This window comes from Pseudomonas idahonensis, from assembly GCF_037903935.1.
GTDB classification, from domain to species: Bacteria; Pseudomonadota; Gammaproteobacteria; order Pseudomonadales; family Pseudomonadaceae; genus Aquipseudomonas; species Aquipseudomonas danubii.
This window is the reverse complement of sequence record NZ_CP149586.1, coordinates 5,076,719-5,092,823: the sequence shown is the minus strand read 5'-3', so window position 1 is coordinate 5,092,823 and position 16,105 is coordinate 5,076,719. Positions and strand designations below refer to the sequence as shown.

13 protein-coding genes and 4 tRNA genes are annotated in these 16,105 nt (G+C 58.8%); 11 read left to right on the top strand and 6 right to left on the bottom strand.

Going from position 1 to position 16,105, the window contains the following annotated elements:
• The first annotated feature begins 17 nt into the window (after nucleotides 1-17).
• From alaS to mgtE, 7 genes are all read left to right on the top strand, one after another.
• Nucleotides 18-2,642 (top strand): alanine--tRNA ligase, encoded by a 2,625-nt coding sequence (gene alaS, locus WIN67_RS22870; protein WP_339070079.1) that lies wholly within the window; start codon nucleotides 18-20, stop codon nucleotides 2,640-2,642.
• Between the two features lie 97 nt (nucleotides 2,643-2,739).
• On the top strand, nucleotides 2,740-3,981 hold the full coding sequence (locus WIN67_RS22865) for an aspartate kinase (protein ID WP_102860691.1): 1,242 nt from the start codon (nucleotides 2,740-2,742) through the stop codon (nucleotides 3,979-3,981).
• A 188-nt stretch (nucleotides 3,982-4,169) separates the two neighbouring features.
• On the top strand, nucleotides 4,170-4,358 hold the full coding sequence (gene csrA / locus WIN67_RS22860; protein WP_002554426.1) for a carbon storage regulator CsrA: 189 nt from the start codon (nucleotides 4,170-4,172) through the stop codon (nucleotides 4,356-4,358).
• Nucleotides 4,359-4,420: 62 nt separating this feature from the next.
• Nucleotides 4,421-4,511: transfer RNA gene (locus WIN67_RS22855), tRNA-Ser, on the top strand.
• Between the two features lie 107 nt (nucleotides 4,512-4,618).
• Nucleotides 4,619-4,695: transfer RNA gene (locus tag WIN67_RS22850), tRNA-Arg, on the top strand.
• A gap of 72 nt (nucleotides 4,696-4,767) precedes the next feature.
• Nucleotides 4,768-4,844: transfer RNA gene (locus WIN67_RS22845), tRNA-Arg, on the top strand.
• A 405-nt stretch (nucleotides 4,845-5,249) separates the two neighbouring features.
• On the top strand, nucleotides 5,250-6,692 hold the full coding sequence (gene mgtE, locus WIN67_RS22840) for a magnesium transporter (RefSeq protein ID WP_102860692.1): 1,443 nt from the start codon (nucleotides 5,250-5,252) through the stop codon (nucleotides 6,690-6,692).
• Between the two features lie 111 nt (nucleotides 6,693-6,803).
• Here the strand turns inward: mgtE and WIN67_RS22835 are convergent, their stop codons facing one another.
• Entirely contained in the window at nucleotides 6,804-7,130 is a 327-nt protein-coding gene (locus WIN67_RS22835) for an Arc family DNA-binding protein (protein ID WP_016968184.1), read from the bottom strand.
• A gap of 378 nt (nucleotides 7,131-7,508) precedes the next feature.
• Between WIN67_RS22835 and phnN the strand changes: the two genes are divergently transcribed.
• Nucleotides 7,509-8,090, top strand: a complete 582-nt coding sequence (phnN, locus tag WIN67_RS22830) for a phosphonate metabolism protein/1,5-bisphosphokinase (PRPP-forming) PhnN (protein WP_306395920.1) — start codon at nucleotides 7,509-7,511, stop codon at nucleotides 8,088-8,090.
• Here the strand turns inward: phnN and WIN67_RS22825 are convergent.
• Complete coding sequence (locus WIN67_RS22825) at nucleotides 8,065-8,244, bottom strand: PA3371 family protein (RefSeq protein WP_102860694.1); 180 nt, start codon at nucleotides 8,242-8,244, stop codon at nucleotides 8,065-8,067. The genes phnN and WIN67_RS22825 overlap by 26 nt on opposite strands.
• Nucleotides 8,245-8,267: 23 nt before the next feature.
• On the bottom strand, nucleotides 8,268-8,507 hold the full coding sequence (locus WIN67_RS22820; protein WP_306399698.1) for a hypothetical protein: 240 nt from the start codon (nucleotides 8,505-8,507) through the stop codon (nucleotides 8,268-8,270).
• Between the two features lie 295 nt (nucleotides 8,508-8,802).
• On the opposite strand from WIN67_RS22820, the gene WIN67_RS22815 reads away from it, so the two are divergent.
• A tRNA-Arg gene (locus tag WIN67_RS22815) sits at nucleotides 8,803-8,879 on the top strand.
• A gap of 13 nt (nucleotides 8,880-8,892) precedes the next feature.
• On the opposite strand, the gene WIN67_RS22810 is transcribed toward WIN67_RS22815, so the two are convergent.
• The 3 genes from WIN67_RS22810 to WIN67_RS22800 are packed head-to-tail and all read right to left on the bottom strand — an operon-like array spanning nucleotide 8,893 to nucleotide 13,119.
• Complete coding sequence (locus WIN67_RS22810) at nucleotides 8,893-9,552, bottom strand: DUF1266 domain-containing protein (RefSeq protein WP_110594752.1); 660 nt, start codon at nucleotides 9,550-9,552, stop codon at nucleotides 8,893-8,895.
• 7 nt (nucleotides 9,553-9,559) lie between these two features.
• Nucleotides 9,560-10,801, bottom strand: coding sequence for a hypothetical protein (locus tag WIN67_RS22805; RefSeq protein WP_339070078.1), 1,242 nt, complete (start codon nucleotides 10,799-10,801; stop codon nucleotides 9,560-9,562).
• The gene (locus WIN67_RS22800) at nucleotides 10,792-13,119 is read right to left on the bottom strand and encodes a hypothetical protein (RefSeq protein ID WP_339070077.1); all 2,328 of its coding nucleotides are present in this window, start codon (nucleotides 13,117-13,119) and stop codon (nucleotides 10,792-10,794) included. The genes WIN67_RS22805 and WIN67_RS22800 overlap by 10 nt, the downstream gene beginning before the upstream one ends.
• Before the next feature lie 527 nt (nucleotides 13,120-13,646).
• Here WIN67_RS22800 and WIN67_RS22795 point away from each other — a divergent pair.
• Nucleotides 13,647-15,251 carry a tetratricopeptide repeat-containing response regulator gene (locus WIN67_RS22795; protein ID WP_102860699.1) on the top strand — a complete coding sequence of 535 codons (1,605 nt, stop codon included), beginning with the start codon at nucleotides 13,647-13,649 and terminating at the stop codon, nucleotides 15,249-15,251.
• Nucleotides 15,248-15,937, top strand: coding sequence for a sensor histidine kinase (locus WIN67_RS22790; RefSeq protein WP_306407835.1), 690 nt, complete (start codon nucleotides 15,248-15,250; stop codon nucleotides 15,935-15,937). The genes WIN67_RS22795 and WIN67_RS22790 overlap by 4 nt, the downstream gene beginning before the upstream one ends.
• Nucleotides 15,938-16,105: the final 168 nt, after the last annotated feature.

Below are 16,105 nucleotides of genomic sequence, written 5' to 3'. Positions count from 1 at the left end.
CTCCGTGGAAGAACCTAATGAAAAGCGCAGAAATCCGTGAAGCCTTCCTCCGCTTCTTCGAAGAGCAAGGCCACACCCGTGTAGCCTCCAGCTCCTTGATCCCAGGCAACGACCCCACCCTGCTGTTCACCAACGCGGGGATGAACCAATTCAAGGATTGCTTCCTGGGCCAGGAAAAGCGCGCTTATACCCGCGCTGTGAGCAGCCAGAAGTGCGTCCGCGCCGGCGGCAAGCACAACGACCTGGAAAACGTCGGTTATACCGCTCGTCACCACACCTTCTTCGAAATGCTGGGCAACTTCAGCTTCGGCGACTACTTCAAGCGTGACGCCATCACGTTCGCCTGGACCTTCCTGACCTCCGACAAGTGGCTGAACCTGCCGAAGGAAAAGCTCTGGGTCACGGTTTACGCCAGCGACGATGAGGCCTACGACATCTGGACCAAAGAGGTCGGGGTGCCGGCCGAGCGCATGGTGCGCATCGGTGACAACAAGGGCGCGCCTTACGCTTCCGACAACTTCTGGACCATGGGCGATACTGGCCCGTGTGGTCCTTGCACCGAGATTTTCTACGATCACGGCGCCGATATCTGGGGCGGCCCACCCGGTTCGCCTGAAGAGGACGGTGACCGTTACATCGAAATCTGGAACAACGTGTTCATGCAGTTCAACCGCACCGCCGATGGCGTGCTGCACCCGCTGCCAGCGCCGTCGGTGGATACCGGCATGGGCCTGGAGCGGATCAGCGCGGTGCTGCAGCATGTGCATTCGAACTATGAAATCGACCTGTTCCAGAGCCTGCTGGACGCAGCGGCCAAGGCCATCGGTTGCACCAACGATGCCCAGGCCTCGCTGAAAGTGGTGGCTGACCACATCCGTTCCTGCGGCTTCCTGATTGCTGATGGCGTACTGCCATCCAACGAAGGCCGTGGCTACGTACTGCGCCGGATCATTCGTCGCGCTTGCCGTCACGGCAACAAGCTGGGGGCCAAGGGCAGCTTCTTCTACCAGATCGTCGCGGCCCTGGTGGCCGAAATGGGCGAAGCCTTCCCAGAGCTGAAATCCCAGCAGGCGCATATCGAACGCGTGCTGAAAGCTGAAGAAGAGCAGTTCGCCAAGACCCTGGAGCAGGGCCTGAAGATCCTCGAGCAGGATCTGGCGGCACTCGAAGGCTCGGTAGTGCCGGGCGACGTGGTGTTCAAGCTCTACGACACCTACGGTTTCCCCATGGACCTGACCGGTGACATCGCCCGTGAGCGCAGCCTGACCCTCGATGAGGAAGGTTTCGAGCGCGAGATGGAAGCCCAGCGGGTACGTGCCCGTTCGGCCAGCTCTTTCGGCATGGACTACAACAGCCTGGTCAAGGTCGATGTGGCCACCGAGTTCACCGGCTATCACGCCACCAGCGGTTCGGCCAAAGTGGTCGCTCTCTATAAAGAAGGGCAATCGGTCGACGTACTGAATGAAGGCGAAGAGGGGGTTGTGGTTCTCGACCAGACTCCGTTCTACGCCGAGTCCGGCGGACAGATCGGTGACTGCGGTTACCTGCAGGCCGGCAATGCGCGCTTTGATGTGCGCGACACCACCAAGACCGGCGGCGCGTTCCTGCATCACGGCGTACTGGCGTCGGGCAGTCTGATCGTGGGGGCTGCGGTTGATGCTCAGGTCGATGCTGACGTGCGTCACGCCACTTCGCTGAACCATTCGGCCACCCACTTGCTGCACGCTGCACTGCGCCAGGTACTGGGCGAGCACGTACAGCAGAAAGGCTCGCTGGTGGACAGTCAGCGTCTGCGTTTCGACTTCAGCCACTTTGAAGCGATCAAGCCTGAGCAGATCAAGGCGCTGGAAGACATCGTAAACGCCGAGATTCGCAAGAACTCTGCGGTGGAAACCGAAGAAACCGACATCGACACCGCCAAGAAGAAGGGCGCCATGGCGCTGTTCGGCGAGAAGTACGGCGACAGCGTGCGCGTACTGAGCATGGGCGGTGATTTCTCGGTGGAGCTGTGCGGTGGCATTCACGCCAACCGTACCGGCGACATCGGCCTGCTGAAGATCACCAGCGAAGGCGGTGTGGCTTCCGGTGTGCGGCGTATTGAAGCGGTCACCGGTGCTGCGGCCCTGGCGTACCTGAACGCTGCGGAAGAACAACTCAAGGAAGCGGCGACCCTGGTCAAGGGCAGCCGCGACAACCTGATCGACAAGCTGTCGGCGGTGCTGGAGCGCAATCGTCTGCTGGAGAAGCAGCTCGAGCAGTTGCAGGCCAAGGCTGCCAGCGCTGCGGGTGACGATCTGTCCGCCCAGGCGGCAGACGTCAAGGGCGTGAAAGTGCTGGCTGCGCGTCTTGATGGCCAGGACGGCAAGGCGCTGTTGGCGCTGGTGGATCAGTTGAAAAACAAACTCGGCCGCGCAGTGATCCTGCTCGGCAGTGTCCATGAGGAAAAGGTCGTACTGGTTGCAGGTGTAACCAAGGACCTGACTGGCCAACTCAAAGCCGGTGATTTGATGAAACAAGCCGCTGCGGCAGTGGGCGGGAAGGGTGGTGGTCGTCCAGACATGGCTCAAGGCGGTGGTGTTGATGCTGCTGCGCTGGATGCGGCACTGGCCCTGACCGTGCCATTTGTCGAGCAGGGTATTTAAGGCGCCGAGCCGGGCCCGTCGTCTAGTGGCGGGTCCATGCGCTGTGCAGTTTGATTGATTAACGGGCGCCCCTTTACGGGCTGAGGCGGCTTAGAAAATGGCTTTGATCGTACAGAAATTTGGAGGCACTTCGGTCGGCTCTGTCGAGCGGATCGAGCAGGTCGCCGACAAGGTGAAGAAGTTCCGCGAAGCCGGCGATGACCTGGTGATTGTGCTGTCGGCGATGAGTGGCGAAACCAACCGCCTGATCGATCTGGCCAAGCAGATCAGTGGCGAAGCTAAACCGGTTCCCCGTGAGCTGGATGTGATCGTCTCCACCGGCGAGCAAGTGACCATTGCGTTGCTGGCCATGGCGTTGATCAAGCGTGGTATTCCTGCGGTGTCTTACACCGGCAACCAGGTACGTATTCTTACCGATAGTGCTCACAACAAAGCGCGAATCCTGCAGATCGATGATCAGAAGATTCGTGGTGATCTGAAGGCCGGCCGTGTGGTTGTGGTTGCCGGTTTCCAGGGCGTTGACGAGCACGGCAACATCACCACGTTGGGCCGTGGCGGCTCCGACACTACTGGTGTGGCGCTGGCAGCGGCCCTGAAGGCTGATGAGTGTCAGATCTATACCGACGTAGATGGCGTCTATACCACTGATCCACGTGTGGTACCCAAGGCTCAGCGTCTGGACAAAATCACCTTCGAAGAAATGCTGGAAATGGCCAGCCTCGGTTCCAAGGTGCTGCAGATCCGCGCGGTCGAGTTTGCTGGCAAGTACAACGTTCCGCTGCGCGTGTTGCACAGCTTTCAGGAGGGTCCGGGCACCCTCATTACTATTGATGAAGAGGAATCCATGGAACAGCCGATCATTTCCGGCATCGCCTTTAACCGCGATGAAGCCAAGCTGACTATCCGTGGCGTGCCAGACAATCCTGGCGTGGCCTTCAAGATTCTCGGCCCAATCAGCGCGGCGAACATTGAAGTCGACATGATCGTGCAGAACGTCTCGCACGATAACACCACCGACTTCACCTTCACCGTGCACCGCAATGACTACCTGGCGGCTCAGACTGTGCTGGAAAACACCGCTCGTGAGATCGGTGCCCGTGAAGTGGTCGGTGATACCAATATTGCCAAGGTCTCGATCGTGGGTGTCGGTATGCGCTCCCACGCGGGTGTGGCCAGTCGCATGTTTGAAGCCCTGGCCAAGGAAAGCATCAACATCCAGATGATCTCCACGTCCGAAATCAAGGTTTCGGTAGTGATCGAAGAGAAATACCTGGAACTGGCAGTGCGTGCGCTGCACACCGCGTTCGAGCTTGACGCTCCAGCCCGCCAGGGCGAGTGATAAGTGTTTGAAAGGGGCGCGGTCTGACCGCGCCCTTTGTGTTTTTGATCGGCACGGGAGAAAACTGTTCTTTTGCCCGTGCTAGTCAATACTTAGGCGTGTAGGACTGCAGCCGACCAGGTTGTAGGCCGACACCCTTTTTTTTGCAGACTGTAGTCCCTGAAAATGTAATGCGTGAGGAGATAGGTATGCTGATTCTGACTCGTCGGTGCGCAGAAAGCCTGATCATTGGTGATGGCGAGATCACTGTGACCGTGCTCGGCGTCAAAGGTAATCAAGTGCGTATTGGTGTCAACGCCCCCAAAGAAGTGGCGGTTCACCGTGAGGAAATTTACCTGCGGATAAAGAAAGAGAAGGACGAAGAACCAAGCCATTAATTTTTATCGTTTTTTTTGTTTGCAAACGGGGAGAAAGCTGGTTAATATACGCCCCGTGTTGCGGAGAGCTGGCCGAGTGGCCGAAGGCGCTCCCCTGCTAAGGGAGTACACCTCAAAAGGGTGTCGGGGGTTCGAATCCCCCGTTCTCCGCCATTATTTGCTTAGTACGTTGTAATCTGGCTTTTTCTGTAAGTTGTTGAAATTACTAGAAAAAGTGCTTTACAAAAAGATTTAACGGCCTATAATGCGCGGCAACAAATGCACTCGTAGCTCAGCTGGATAGAGTACTCGGCTACGAACCGAGCGGTCACAGGTTCGAATCCTGTCGAGTGCACCATTTAAGAGTTAGTTGCAGTAATGTAGTTAACTTGGCGTCAACCAGTTGTGGTCTGGTCTAAAAACACAAAATGCACTCGTAGCTCAGCTGGATAGAGTACTCGGCTACGAACCGAGCGGTCACAGGTTCGAATCCTGTCGAGTGCACCATACATCAGAAAGCCCGCATCGAAAGATGCGGGCTTTTTGCTTTCTGCGTTTTATTTGTCGCTCTTTTGCTCGTCCGGCTGGAACAGCTTTGATCTTCGGAAGTCGAATGCCCTGTCTGTCGCCGAACTTTTTTCTCTGCGTGTGTGTTTTCTTTTTCTGCCGGGGCGTCGCAATCTCATAGATTCGGACGCTACTCAGGTTTATGCCGCAAGCGCTTGTTCTTGCCGCGATTTTTTAACATTTAAAACTGCCAAGCGGTGTATCATTGCGCCCGTCAGCCCCGCCGGGGCTTGTGGAATACCTCCATGGACTTACCCAGTAGTTACTCAGTATCCCGTTTTCACAATCATGAACTGACTGATTGATCCTTCCGGCGTGCTCCTCTGCTGGGAGTGGAGTTCGCCTATGACCGAAGTAGAAGTAAAGAAAACGCAGGAAAGCCTGCAAGACCGCCTCGCTCAAGTCGTTGAGCTGCTGCAGCGCCAGCGGGTGGTTGAAGACCTGACACACCGTCAGGAAGGTCACCATCACGATCGGGTCGAGAACCTGGTCCATCGGCAAAATCTCGTCGAATTGCAGCGCAAGCTCGATGATCTGCACTCTGCCGACGTTGCCTATATCCTTGAAGCCTTGCCTCTGGAAGAGCGCCTGACCGTCTGGCAGTTGGTCAAGGCCGAGCGTGACGGCGACATTCTTCTCGAAGTATCCGACTCCGTGCGTGAAACCCTGATCGCCGACATGGACGATCACGAGCTCCTGGCTGCTGCCAAGGAGATGGACGCCGACGAACTTGCTGACTTGGCTCCCGAGCTGCCGCGAGACGTAGTCCATGAGTTGATGGAGGCCCTTGACGGCCAGCAGCGTGAACGCGTTCGCTCCGCGTTGTCCTATGACGAGGAGCAGGTCGGTGCGCTGATGGACTTCGAGATGGTGACGATTCGAGAGGACGTCAGTCTTGAAGTGGTTCTGCGCTACCTGCGTCGTCTCAAGGAACTGCCGGGCCATACCGACAAGCTGTTTGTGGTGGATTACGACGGCGTGCTCAAGGGGGTGCTGCCGATCAAGCGCCTGCTGGTCAATGATCCGGACAAGCAGGTCGCGGAAGTCATGGCCAGCGACCCGGTGAGCTTTCATCCGGATGAAGATGCCTACGATGCGGCTCAGGCATTTGAGCGTTATGACTTGATCTCGGCTCCGGTGGTCGACAAGAACGACAAGCTGATTGGTCGTTTGACCATTGACGAAATGGTCGACCTGATTCGTGAGGAAAGCGAGACCGAAGTCCTCAATATGGCCGGTCTGCGGGAAGAGGAGGATATCTTCGCCTCGGTCTGGAAGTCACTGCGCAACCGTTGGGCCTGGCTGGCAATCAATCTGATCACGGCGTTTGTCGCATCCCGAGTGATTGGTCTGTTCGAAGGTTCTATCGAAAAGTTGGTAGCCCTGGCGGCCTTGATGCCGATTGTTGCCGGTATCGGCGGCAATTCGGGTAATCAGACCATCACCATGATTGTCCGGGCCATGGCCCTGGACCAGGTGAGTACCGGCAATACTTCACGCCTGATGCGCAAGGAGCTGGCTGTAGCCCTGATCAATGGTCTGGTCTGGGGGGGAGTGATCGGTGTTGTCGCTTACATGCTTTACGGAAGTTGGTCGTTGGGAGTGGTGATGACCGCCGCGATGACCTTGAACCTGCTGTTGGCAGCCCTGATGGGGGTCCTGATCCCCATGACACTGGCGCGCTTGGGGCGTGACCCGGCAATGGGCGCCAGCGTAATGATTACTGCCATGACCGACAGCGGCGGCTTCTTCATCTTCCTTGGTTTGGCGACGATCTTCCTGCTCTGAGCCAGCCTTGCACATCGGTTTATTCGCGAAGCGCCTTTATGGCGCTTCGTTGCTTTTATCGCAGGCAAAAAAAAGCCAGCAACTAGGCTGGCTTGAGCTTTCAGGGTGAAATCAGTTGGCGTCTGCGGCCATTTCGGCGTCATGGGCGATCAGCGAAACCAAAGCGTTCTGCTGGCGATGTGAAAGTTGGCGGAAGCGTTGAAGCAGTTCGCGTTCATGCAAGGACAGCTCAGGGCTGTCCAGACGCATGCTCAACTCTTCACCCAAGGCACCTTCCTGAATAAGACTCTGCTCCAGGCGCGCGATGATTTCGGAGTTCATGCTGCGGTGATGATTGCGAGCCACCTCGGCAATGCGTTCACGCATCCCGTCGGGTAGACGTACGACGAACTTGTCAGCCGTACGGCTGGAATAAATTGCCTGTTTCAATGGGCGCATATATTTAACCGGTTAGTTCAGGGGAGCGGTTCTCGGAATTGGCCGCGAGCTGTCTTTTAGGACAAGCCTGATTGCCAAATGTTCAACCTGAATTGTTAAGAGGCCCGCATCATGCCTCAAAATTGCCAGATCCTTGGCGTCAATTCTGTGACAAATATTGAACTGGATAAAGGCGTTATGCCAGCACCAATTATCAGAAATGCGGACTGGTTTGAAAAGATCACCGGGCCCGCGTTGTTGGCCGCATTCTCCCATCCGACGGGAGTGTCAGTGCACTTGTGAAGGTGCATGCTATGCGGATGAAAGCGTAATCCCTACCTGTTAGAGGATAGTGGCAAATGGCCGATTTACTAGTTGTGCTGTCCGGAGCGGCAGCCCATGCCGGGTAGACTGATTTATTTGATGGGGCCTTCAGGGGCCGGCAAGGATAGCCTGATTGATGCGGCCAGGCAGCCTTTAAGTGCATTGGGATGTGAGGTTGTAAGAAGGGTGATCACGCGCTCGGCCGAGTCGGTGGGTGAGGAGGCGCAAGAGGTCACTGTCGAGGAGTTCGAGCGGCGGGTGGCCGGGGGCGATTTTGCCTTGTTTTGGCGAGCTAATGGTCTGGGTTATGGCATTCCCGTGCAAATCGATACTTGGTTGGCGCAGGGGCGGAATGTATTGATCAACGGCTCTAGAGGCCATTTGCCACAGGCACGGGAACGTTATCCTGATTTAGTTCCGATAGTTCTGATGGTCGATACCGAGGTATTGCGCCGTCGCCTGCTGCGTAGAGGCAGGGAAAGCCTGCCGGAGATAGAGCGTCGCCTACAGCGCAACGAACAGTTTGCCTCCTCTGCCTGGCTGGATGACGAGCAGGTTGTGCGCCTAGACAATTCCTGTGAGTTGACGACAACCCTGGAGCATCTGCTGGCCATACTGAGCGAGCACGGGATCAGCGCAATATCGGGTCGAACTTGATCTTGCGTCCGGCCAACAGCGCCAAAAGGAATAGGCTGAACATTGAGCCGCAGATGATCAGAGCAGCTTTGCCCAATGGGGCTTCAGGCAGCAGCAAGGCGGCGATAGCGCTGATTAACGTCAGAATAAGCAGGCTTTTGGCTGCGGTGGACATCGGAGACTCCTGAAGTCTTGGTCTTAAAAAATCCAGCCTTCGGTTGGCGTGGCGGCGAGTTGCTGCGGGCTCTTTTCCTGGGTGACCCGAGCCATTCTGCGAGGCTCGACCTGGGTGTTCATGACTGCCAGCTGCGGTACCGGGTGCTGGTTGTAACGAGCGGTAGACAGTCCGGTAGGGTCAGCGTTGTCTACAGGTTGAAAGTAAAAGGCCACTAGTACGGCAATGGCGATCGCATTCAAGAGAAACAGGGCACTGTTCATGGGCGTCATCTCCGCAGTGTTTTACCCACTGATAAAGCAGCCTGCGTGCCAAGAGTTTAACTGCAGATAAACTCTTTAAAAACAATAACTTGAGATGGAATCTAGGGATTGTTGAATTGCATTTTGCAATGATGGCTTTTTGCAGTGATGCAATGTGCACGACGAGGCCATGAGCGAGCGGAGCGCTCCTGACGGCTCGTGCAAAAAGCCCTATGGATAACATGACAAATGCGGCCTTGGCCGTTAACATGCACGCCGTCCCACGCGCCATGAAATATCAGGCGCTTGCCGTTTTGTCTCAGTAGCTCAATTGGATAGAGCATCCCCCTCCTAAGGGGAAGGTTGGCAGTTCGAACCTGCCCTGGGACACCATCCCTTCGCGGTCTCAATCCGCTACAGGCAACAACGCCGGCAGCCCCTGCCAGGCAACCCCAGCCCAGATGCCGCTACCGGGCATCAGCAGTCGGTTCAGGCTTGTTTCATTGAACACCTCACCCAGAGAGTCGGCCCTGAACGCTGCGATCCATTGGCTGCGCCCGAGCATGAAGGCCCTGCCGAAGTCCTCCCAGTCGCTGAAGCAATCCTGGGCGCGTTGGGCATTGAGGAGCATGATCCGCCATCCGCTCTCGGTGTCGATCCAGCCCATCAACATTGCGCAGCGGACAAAGAAGGCGCTGCGCACGCAGGCGAAGGCCATTGCTGCTCGCGGGTCGTCGCTGGCGTTCAGGCTGTGCAGGTCAACCCGGAACCACTGGCGTTCCAGGGTGCTGTTCAAGTGTTCGCGGACTTCGTCGTCCGTGGCGTTGCTGCGAAAGCCGATCTGGTGCAGCAGCGGGGCCCTGAGGGAGGCTTTCGCCTGATCCATGAAATGAGTTGTCTCGGGATCGAAGAAACCGGTCATCCCTGTGGCATCCACCATGGGTTGCGCCAGGCTCAGTGCCCAGCGTTTGCGCGGCGTGAACACCACCAGAGAGGTGGGCGACTGGCGGCGAAAGTAGCGCCATACCAGCCAGGCGCCGAAGGCTACGGCAATTATCGTCATCATGTGCGTTTCACCGGTTCCTGGCCTGCCAGGCCACGATTTCCTCGGCCTGGGGCGCAGACATGTCCGTCCAGGGCACGCCTTCGGTCCGATACAGCGGGTCGTCGGGGTGGCATTGTGGCCGGGGGCTTTTCTTGAAGATATGGCGGGTGGCGTACTTGACCGATGGCGCCTGGGGGGCAACCTCTAGCAGCAAGTCGGACTGACGGGCCGCCACCAGCCATTCGACCATGGCCGATGGTGCGTCCAGTCGGTAGAACAGTTGCGGGTAGCGAGCCACCAGGCGGGTCTGGGCTTGCGCGTCGCTGACTTCCTCGATACGCAACCAGCCGGCATCGGTGCGGACGATGCCGATGGCAATGCAGTCGGCTGGCGTCTGCAGGTCGGTGCCCAGGGTGTTGAGGAGGCGCAGCAGGTCCTGGAAGTAGCGCTCGATGGGCGGGCGGTTCTGCTTGCCTTTGACTTGCTCCACGGTCAGTGCGCCGTCGTCCTGGATGATCAGGCTGACGGTGATGTGGGGCTGGCCCTGGGCATCACGCAGACTGAACACGCGCATGCCCTGTTGCTCCACGGCTTCGGCATAGCGTTCACCGTAGCCGCCGGTCAAGGCCCGGCGGTTGGCGAATTGCCCCAGACAGTGACGCATCACATAGCTTTCGAAGGCCATTTCAGCCCGTAGCATCGGGCTTTCCGGGCGCAGTTCGACCCAGGTGTGTTCGGCGCAGGAGACCGTCACATTGAAGGCGTCGGGAGAGCTCTGGCGCCAGCCCTGATCGACCCGTGCGGCCATCTGCGCGTGCTCTTTTTCCCATAGCGCCAGGGCCTGCGGGCAAGTGATGCGCTCCAGCTTGCCCTCCAGTGCCGTGCCTTTGCGGGAGGTCAGGAACTCCACCAGTTGCAGTTCCTGCTGCAACAGCAATGGCTCCTGCGGGTCGACCCATACCAGCGTCGCCACGGCCTTTGCGGCGTCTTCGGGCTGTGCCTTGGCAGCGCTGTCGAAGTACCCGCTCACCCAGGCCGGCGGCGTATCGGTACCCAGCGCTGCACAGGCGTCCTCCAGGGTCTGGATGCGCCGTGCGGGTTCGAAGTTGCCCACCAGGTGCCGATAGAAGTGATTCAGCAACCAACCCTGTACCGCGTCTTCGTCTCCGCGCCCCTGGCTGCGCTGAGTGATGCCGCGTTTGAGTTCATCGGCATTCAGCAGGTTGCGCGGGGCGTAGCTGGGGCTGCGCTTGTCGGCGCTTACTTCCATATCTGCCACCAGTTTTTCTTGGCGGTCGGTTGAGTCGGGGCTTGCAGCTCGCTCAGGATTTCTTCGATCCGGGCGCGGCACCTGATGTCGTAGTCATCGTCCGGGGCGCACAGGGCCAGGGTTCGTGCACAGTAGTCAATGGCTTCGGCGGTGCGGCCGCGGGCCTTGAGGAAGTCCACCGAGCTGGACATGACCGAGACTTCGTTCAAGGACAGCACTGCTGGCTCGTAACGTTGCCAGAGGCTGTCGGCGTTGTTGGGATGGGCATGGGCCAGGTAGCGCGCGACCTGAATCCGGGCGAACAGTGCGGAGCTGTCCAATTGCTGATCGCTGACGCCTTGCTCTTCCTGCCACTTGAGCAAGCGTTCAAGCCAGATGAGGATTTCATTGTCGCGATCGAGCTTGTACAGGGCGTACGCCACCGAGGCGACGTACTCATTCGGGTCGTGGCGGCTATAGCCGAACTCCGCCGAGTAATGCCAAAGCTGTTCTGCGGCATCGATGATGCCAGGCAGATCTTCCAGGCAGATACGCGCACTGAGCAGGCCGTTGTAGTGCTCGGCGAACGGGCTGGCGGCGATGCCGCGCGCGTGCAACTCGATGGCGTCTTCGTAGCGGATCTGGTTGTAGTAGCGATAGTTGATCGCCAGGTTGTTGCAGAGCATGGAGTACAGGTGCGCGCAGGCATCGTAGGGATGTCCGCTGCCGCTGGCGAAGTAGCGCTCCATGTGGGCCTGGCCCTGCTCGTAGGCGTCTTTCTGCGCTTCGCGCAGCAACGAATAGGCTTGGTCTCGGGCGTCTCTGGGCAACTTGTCGGCTTCGGTCTCTGCCAGATCTTCGATGCTCAGTGCGTAGTTGTAGGCGTATTTGCCGCAGGACAGCACCGGCTTCGGTGCTTTCAGTGCTTCGATCACTCCCAGACTGTTGACCCGAGCGGCAAACAGCGAGAACGCACTGCGATTGTCCTGCATGCGACCTGCCTGGATGGCGTTCTGCAGCAGGCTGGCTTCGGTGGCCGCGTCGATCAGGCCGCGCTCTGCGTCATGCACCGCGGTCAGGCGGGTGATCCAGGGCTGCTCTGGGGCACGCCGCAGGGCTTCGGCGCGGGCTTGGGCAAACAGGGAGTCGCGTGTCTCCAGATCTTCCATGGCCTGGTACAGGGCGGCCAGGAGTGGGGTGGTATCGGGCTCGCTGGTTTCGATGTTCGGCAGCGCTTCGAGAAAACTCTGCAGTGCTTCTTCGGTGATACAGGCGCGCATCACGCAGATCGGCCACCAGGCACTGTGCTCTTGGGGATCTTGCAGGCGGTCGAGAACCAGGCGGGCGGTGGCCGGCCAGAGCTCGGTTTGCCTGTCATAAACGTCGATGAAGGCTCGAAACCCCGCTTCGTCGATACGCCCGGCTTCCATCAGCCAAGGCAGTTCGTACTCGATGAAATTGTTGCCGCCGTCAGAATCCAGGCTCAGGGCTGCGGCATTGCAGACTTTCAACGCTCCGGCCAGATCACCCTGGGCGTGCAGGGCGCGGGCGGCCAGGCGTGCGGTGCGCACTTCCCATTCGCGGCGCTGGGGCAGCGAGCGGCCAGCAGTCAGCTGGGCGATGGGTTGTTCGAACAGCGCCAGGCGTAACGGGATGATCTCGATCAGGGAGTTGCCCAGCCACAGCCAGTCGCCTTCATCGATGTCCTGATCGGGGCCGGCAGTGCGTAAGGCGTTGACGGCTTCTAGCGCGGCGCTCCGGGCTTCTTCGTCGCGGTCGTGGAAGGCCAGGACGCGGGCGCGGCGTTGATACTGGTCGGCGGCGTCCCAGGCACGCAGCGCCGCACGGGCAGGATTGCTCAAGGTCAGGGCGTAGCGCACTTCGATGGTTTTCAGCGCGACTTCGAGGCGACCCTGTTCCAGCTCGTCGAAGATTCGGTAGCGACGATAGTGCTCGACATTGAAGTCCAGGGTTTGCGTGGCCATCTGGTTGAGCTGTTCGAGCACCTCAAGCAAGGTTGCGTCGTCGTCCAGATAACTGGCGATGCGCAAGCGCAGGATGGCCAGGTTCATCATCAACTCAGCGCGGGCAGGCTCATGCACGGCTTGCAGCAGGGCATGGCCATCCTCTGCGATAACGGCGCGGGCCGCGGCTGAATCACCGGCCTGCATCCATAGCGTGTGCAGGCGGTCGATCGAGGCCAGGGAGTCGGCCCGCAGCGGCTGTGCTTGCAACTGGGCCAGCAGGGTCTCGGTTTCCTGGTCCTGCTGTTGCGCCTCAAGGCGGTCCATGAACTGTTCCAGTTCAATCCCGGTTATCGCACTGCTGTCATGCGCCATCGTTAACTCCATTTGATAATGACCTGCGCATCCCTTGATGCACTGCCTGGCAGACCGGCATTTGCTCGTCGATGATACCGCCGTCGGGCGTCATGCCGATCCTTCGACACCCGGATTGCAAGCCTGTGGGGCTTGCGACTGATGGAACCTTTGCCGGCTGGCCGATCCTGCATGCAGGACCAGCATTGCGGAGCAAAAACGATCGAGGCTTTGAGGCGCTGCACGCTATCAGGTGATGTTTCAGAATCCAAGGTTTGAGCACGCCGCCTAAGTGTTTTTCAGCGAAGGGCCAGGACTTTTTTCATCAGGCGGCAAATGCTGTCTGGCCTCTATAAGGGAATGGCGAATCCGGCCGATACCTTCAGTGGACAATTGTGTTCCCAAGTGGCGATCTGCATCACAGGTCGACTTGAAAGTGCTTGATAGCCCGTGGCCAGCAGCTATTATCTGCGCGCCAAAAACAGGCTGCGAAGCCGGGCGGGTCCTGCTGTCCCTGGATTGATCTTCTTACTTGCCTGGAATCTTCGATGCTGGCGTACCACCAAAAGAGCTTTTTGATCGTCGATGATTTCTCGGACTTCCGCAGTTCGGTGCGTTCGATGTTGCGTGAGCTGGGCGTCAAGGACGTGGACACCGCCGACACTGGCGAACAGGCCCTGCGCATGTGCGCACAGAAGCGCTATGACTTCATCCTCCAGGACTATCATCTGGGCGACGGCAAGAAAAACGGCCAGCAGGTGCTGGAAGACCTGATGCTGGAAAAGCTCATCAGTCATGAGAGCGTGTTCCTCATGGTCACTGCCGAGAGCAGTCAGGCCATGGTACTCAGTGCCCTGGAGCACGAGCCCGATGCCTATCTGACCAAGCCCTTCAACCGCTCCGGTCTGGCCCAGCGCCTGGAGCGGCTGCAGCAGCGCAAGACCCTGCTCAAGCCGATTCTTCAAGCCCTTGATCGGGGCAAGCCGGTGGAAGTGCTCAACGCCTGCATCGCCCTGTGCAAGCAGGACCCGCGTTACGCGCCGTTGTGCCTGCGCTATCGGGCGGATGCCCTGCGCGACATGCATCAGAACGAGCCTTTGGAGCGCCTGTATAACAGTATTCTCGCGGATCGGCCTTTGCCCTGGGCCTACGTCGGCCTGGGGCGCCTGCTGTTCAAGCGCGGGCAGGTCGGCGAAGCCAAGGCCGTCTATGAAAAGGCCCTCAAGGCTTTCCCGATGATGCCCGGGCTCTACGACGGACTGGCGGATGTGCTGGTGGCTGAAGGCGACACCAAGCGTGCCCAGCATGTGCTGGAGGAGGCAGTGCGCCTGTCACCGCTGGCGGTGCGTCGTCAGGCGCTGCTGGGCAAGCTGGCCATGGCCAACGAAGACTTCGACAGCGCTTCCAGGGCTTATCGGCAGGCTGTATCTCAGGGCGCGCAGTCGCGCTTCAAGGACCCGGAAAGCAATCTTGGCCTGGCCCATGCCTTGATCAGCAAGGGCAGTGAAAAGGGCCTGGACACCCGCACCCGCCTGGAGATCAACCAGACCCTGAGTGCCGTGGCCAAGGAAAACCCCACCGACCCCGGACTGCAGATTCGTGCGCGCTTGATGAAGGCCACCAGCCTGCTGCTCAATGATGCGGAAACCGCAGAGAAGCTCACCGAGCAGGCGTTGATGCGCCTGGACGGCATGGAGCAGTTCATGAGTCCCGAAGCGGCATTGCTGGTGGCCAAGCAGCTGCAGATGTTGGGGCAGGCCAGTGCCGGTGCGTCGATGTTGAAAAACTGTGCGGAAATCTACGGCGACGATCCGAAGGTCATGCAGAACATCGCCAAGCTCACCGATGATCCGACTATTCTCAGTTCGTCCAATGCGGCGGCCGACATCAACCGCCAGGGGGTACGCAGCTACAAGGCGGGCAATCTGAGCGAGGCCCGGGAGCTGTTCCGCAAGGCTTTGGCCATGCAGCCGAAGAACATCAGTATTGCCCTGAACATGGCGCAGTCGCTGTTGCACGGCACAGACCCCAAGACAGACGCGGCGCTCCTGGAAGAATGCCAGGCGTGCCTGAAAATGGTGGGCATGATGCCCGATACCGATGCGCGTTATGCGCGCTACCAGAAGCTGCGAAGCAAGGCGTTTGGCGAATGAACGAAGAGCAACAGGCGCTCGATTTCTCCACGGTGATTGCCTCCACCGTCCATGACATGAAAAATTCCCTGGCCATGCTGATGCAGGCCCATGCCCAGTGGCAGGCCCGTCAGCCCGAGACGCAACTGGCGCCGGAACAGGGGGTGATCGATTACCACTTCGCTCACCTCAACGGCATGCTGGTGCAGCTCTTGGGGCTGTACAAGCTGGGGGTCAACCAGTTGCCGCTGCAACCGGCTTACCACGAGCTGGATGATTTCATCGAAGCGCAACTGGTGAGCCATCAGGATGTGTTCAAGAGTCGTGGAATCTCTGCCACCTATGAGGTCGATCCCTTGAGTCCCCTGGGCTTCTTCGATCGAGAGCTGATTGCCTCGGTGTTGGCCAATTGCATCAACAATGCGCTGCGTTATGCCCGCCATGCGCTGTTGATCACGGTTAGTGATGAAGAGGGGCAGGTGGTGCTGTCCATCAACGATGACGGCGACGGCTACCCGCAAGCGATGATCGAGCGTCAGGCCGATTATTTGCAGGGCATCAATCAGAGCAGCGGCAGCACCGGGCTGGGGCTGTATTTCGCCGGGCGCATTGCCGAGTTGCATCAGCGCAATGGCGTATGCGGACACACCCGCATCAGCAACGGCGGTCCATTAGGCGGCGGGCTGTTCAAGCTGTACTTGCCTTGAGTGTCTGATCGGCGTGCTCGCAGAAGGCTGCGGCGGCCAGGTGTTATCAGGCTGGCCAGGCCCTGTCAGGGGCTGTTCCCTTCTTCTTTTTCAGAGTCGGTGCTGGCCGTGACGTGTGGGTTGCTCACCGGGAGTTCGCGCCTTCCCGGGATTTTATTCTTGCCTGCT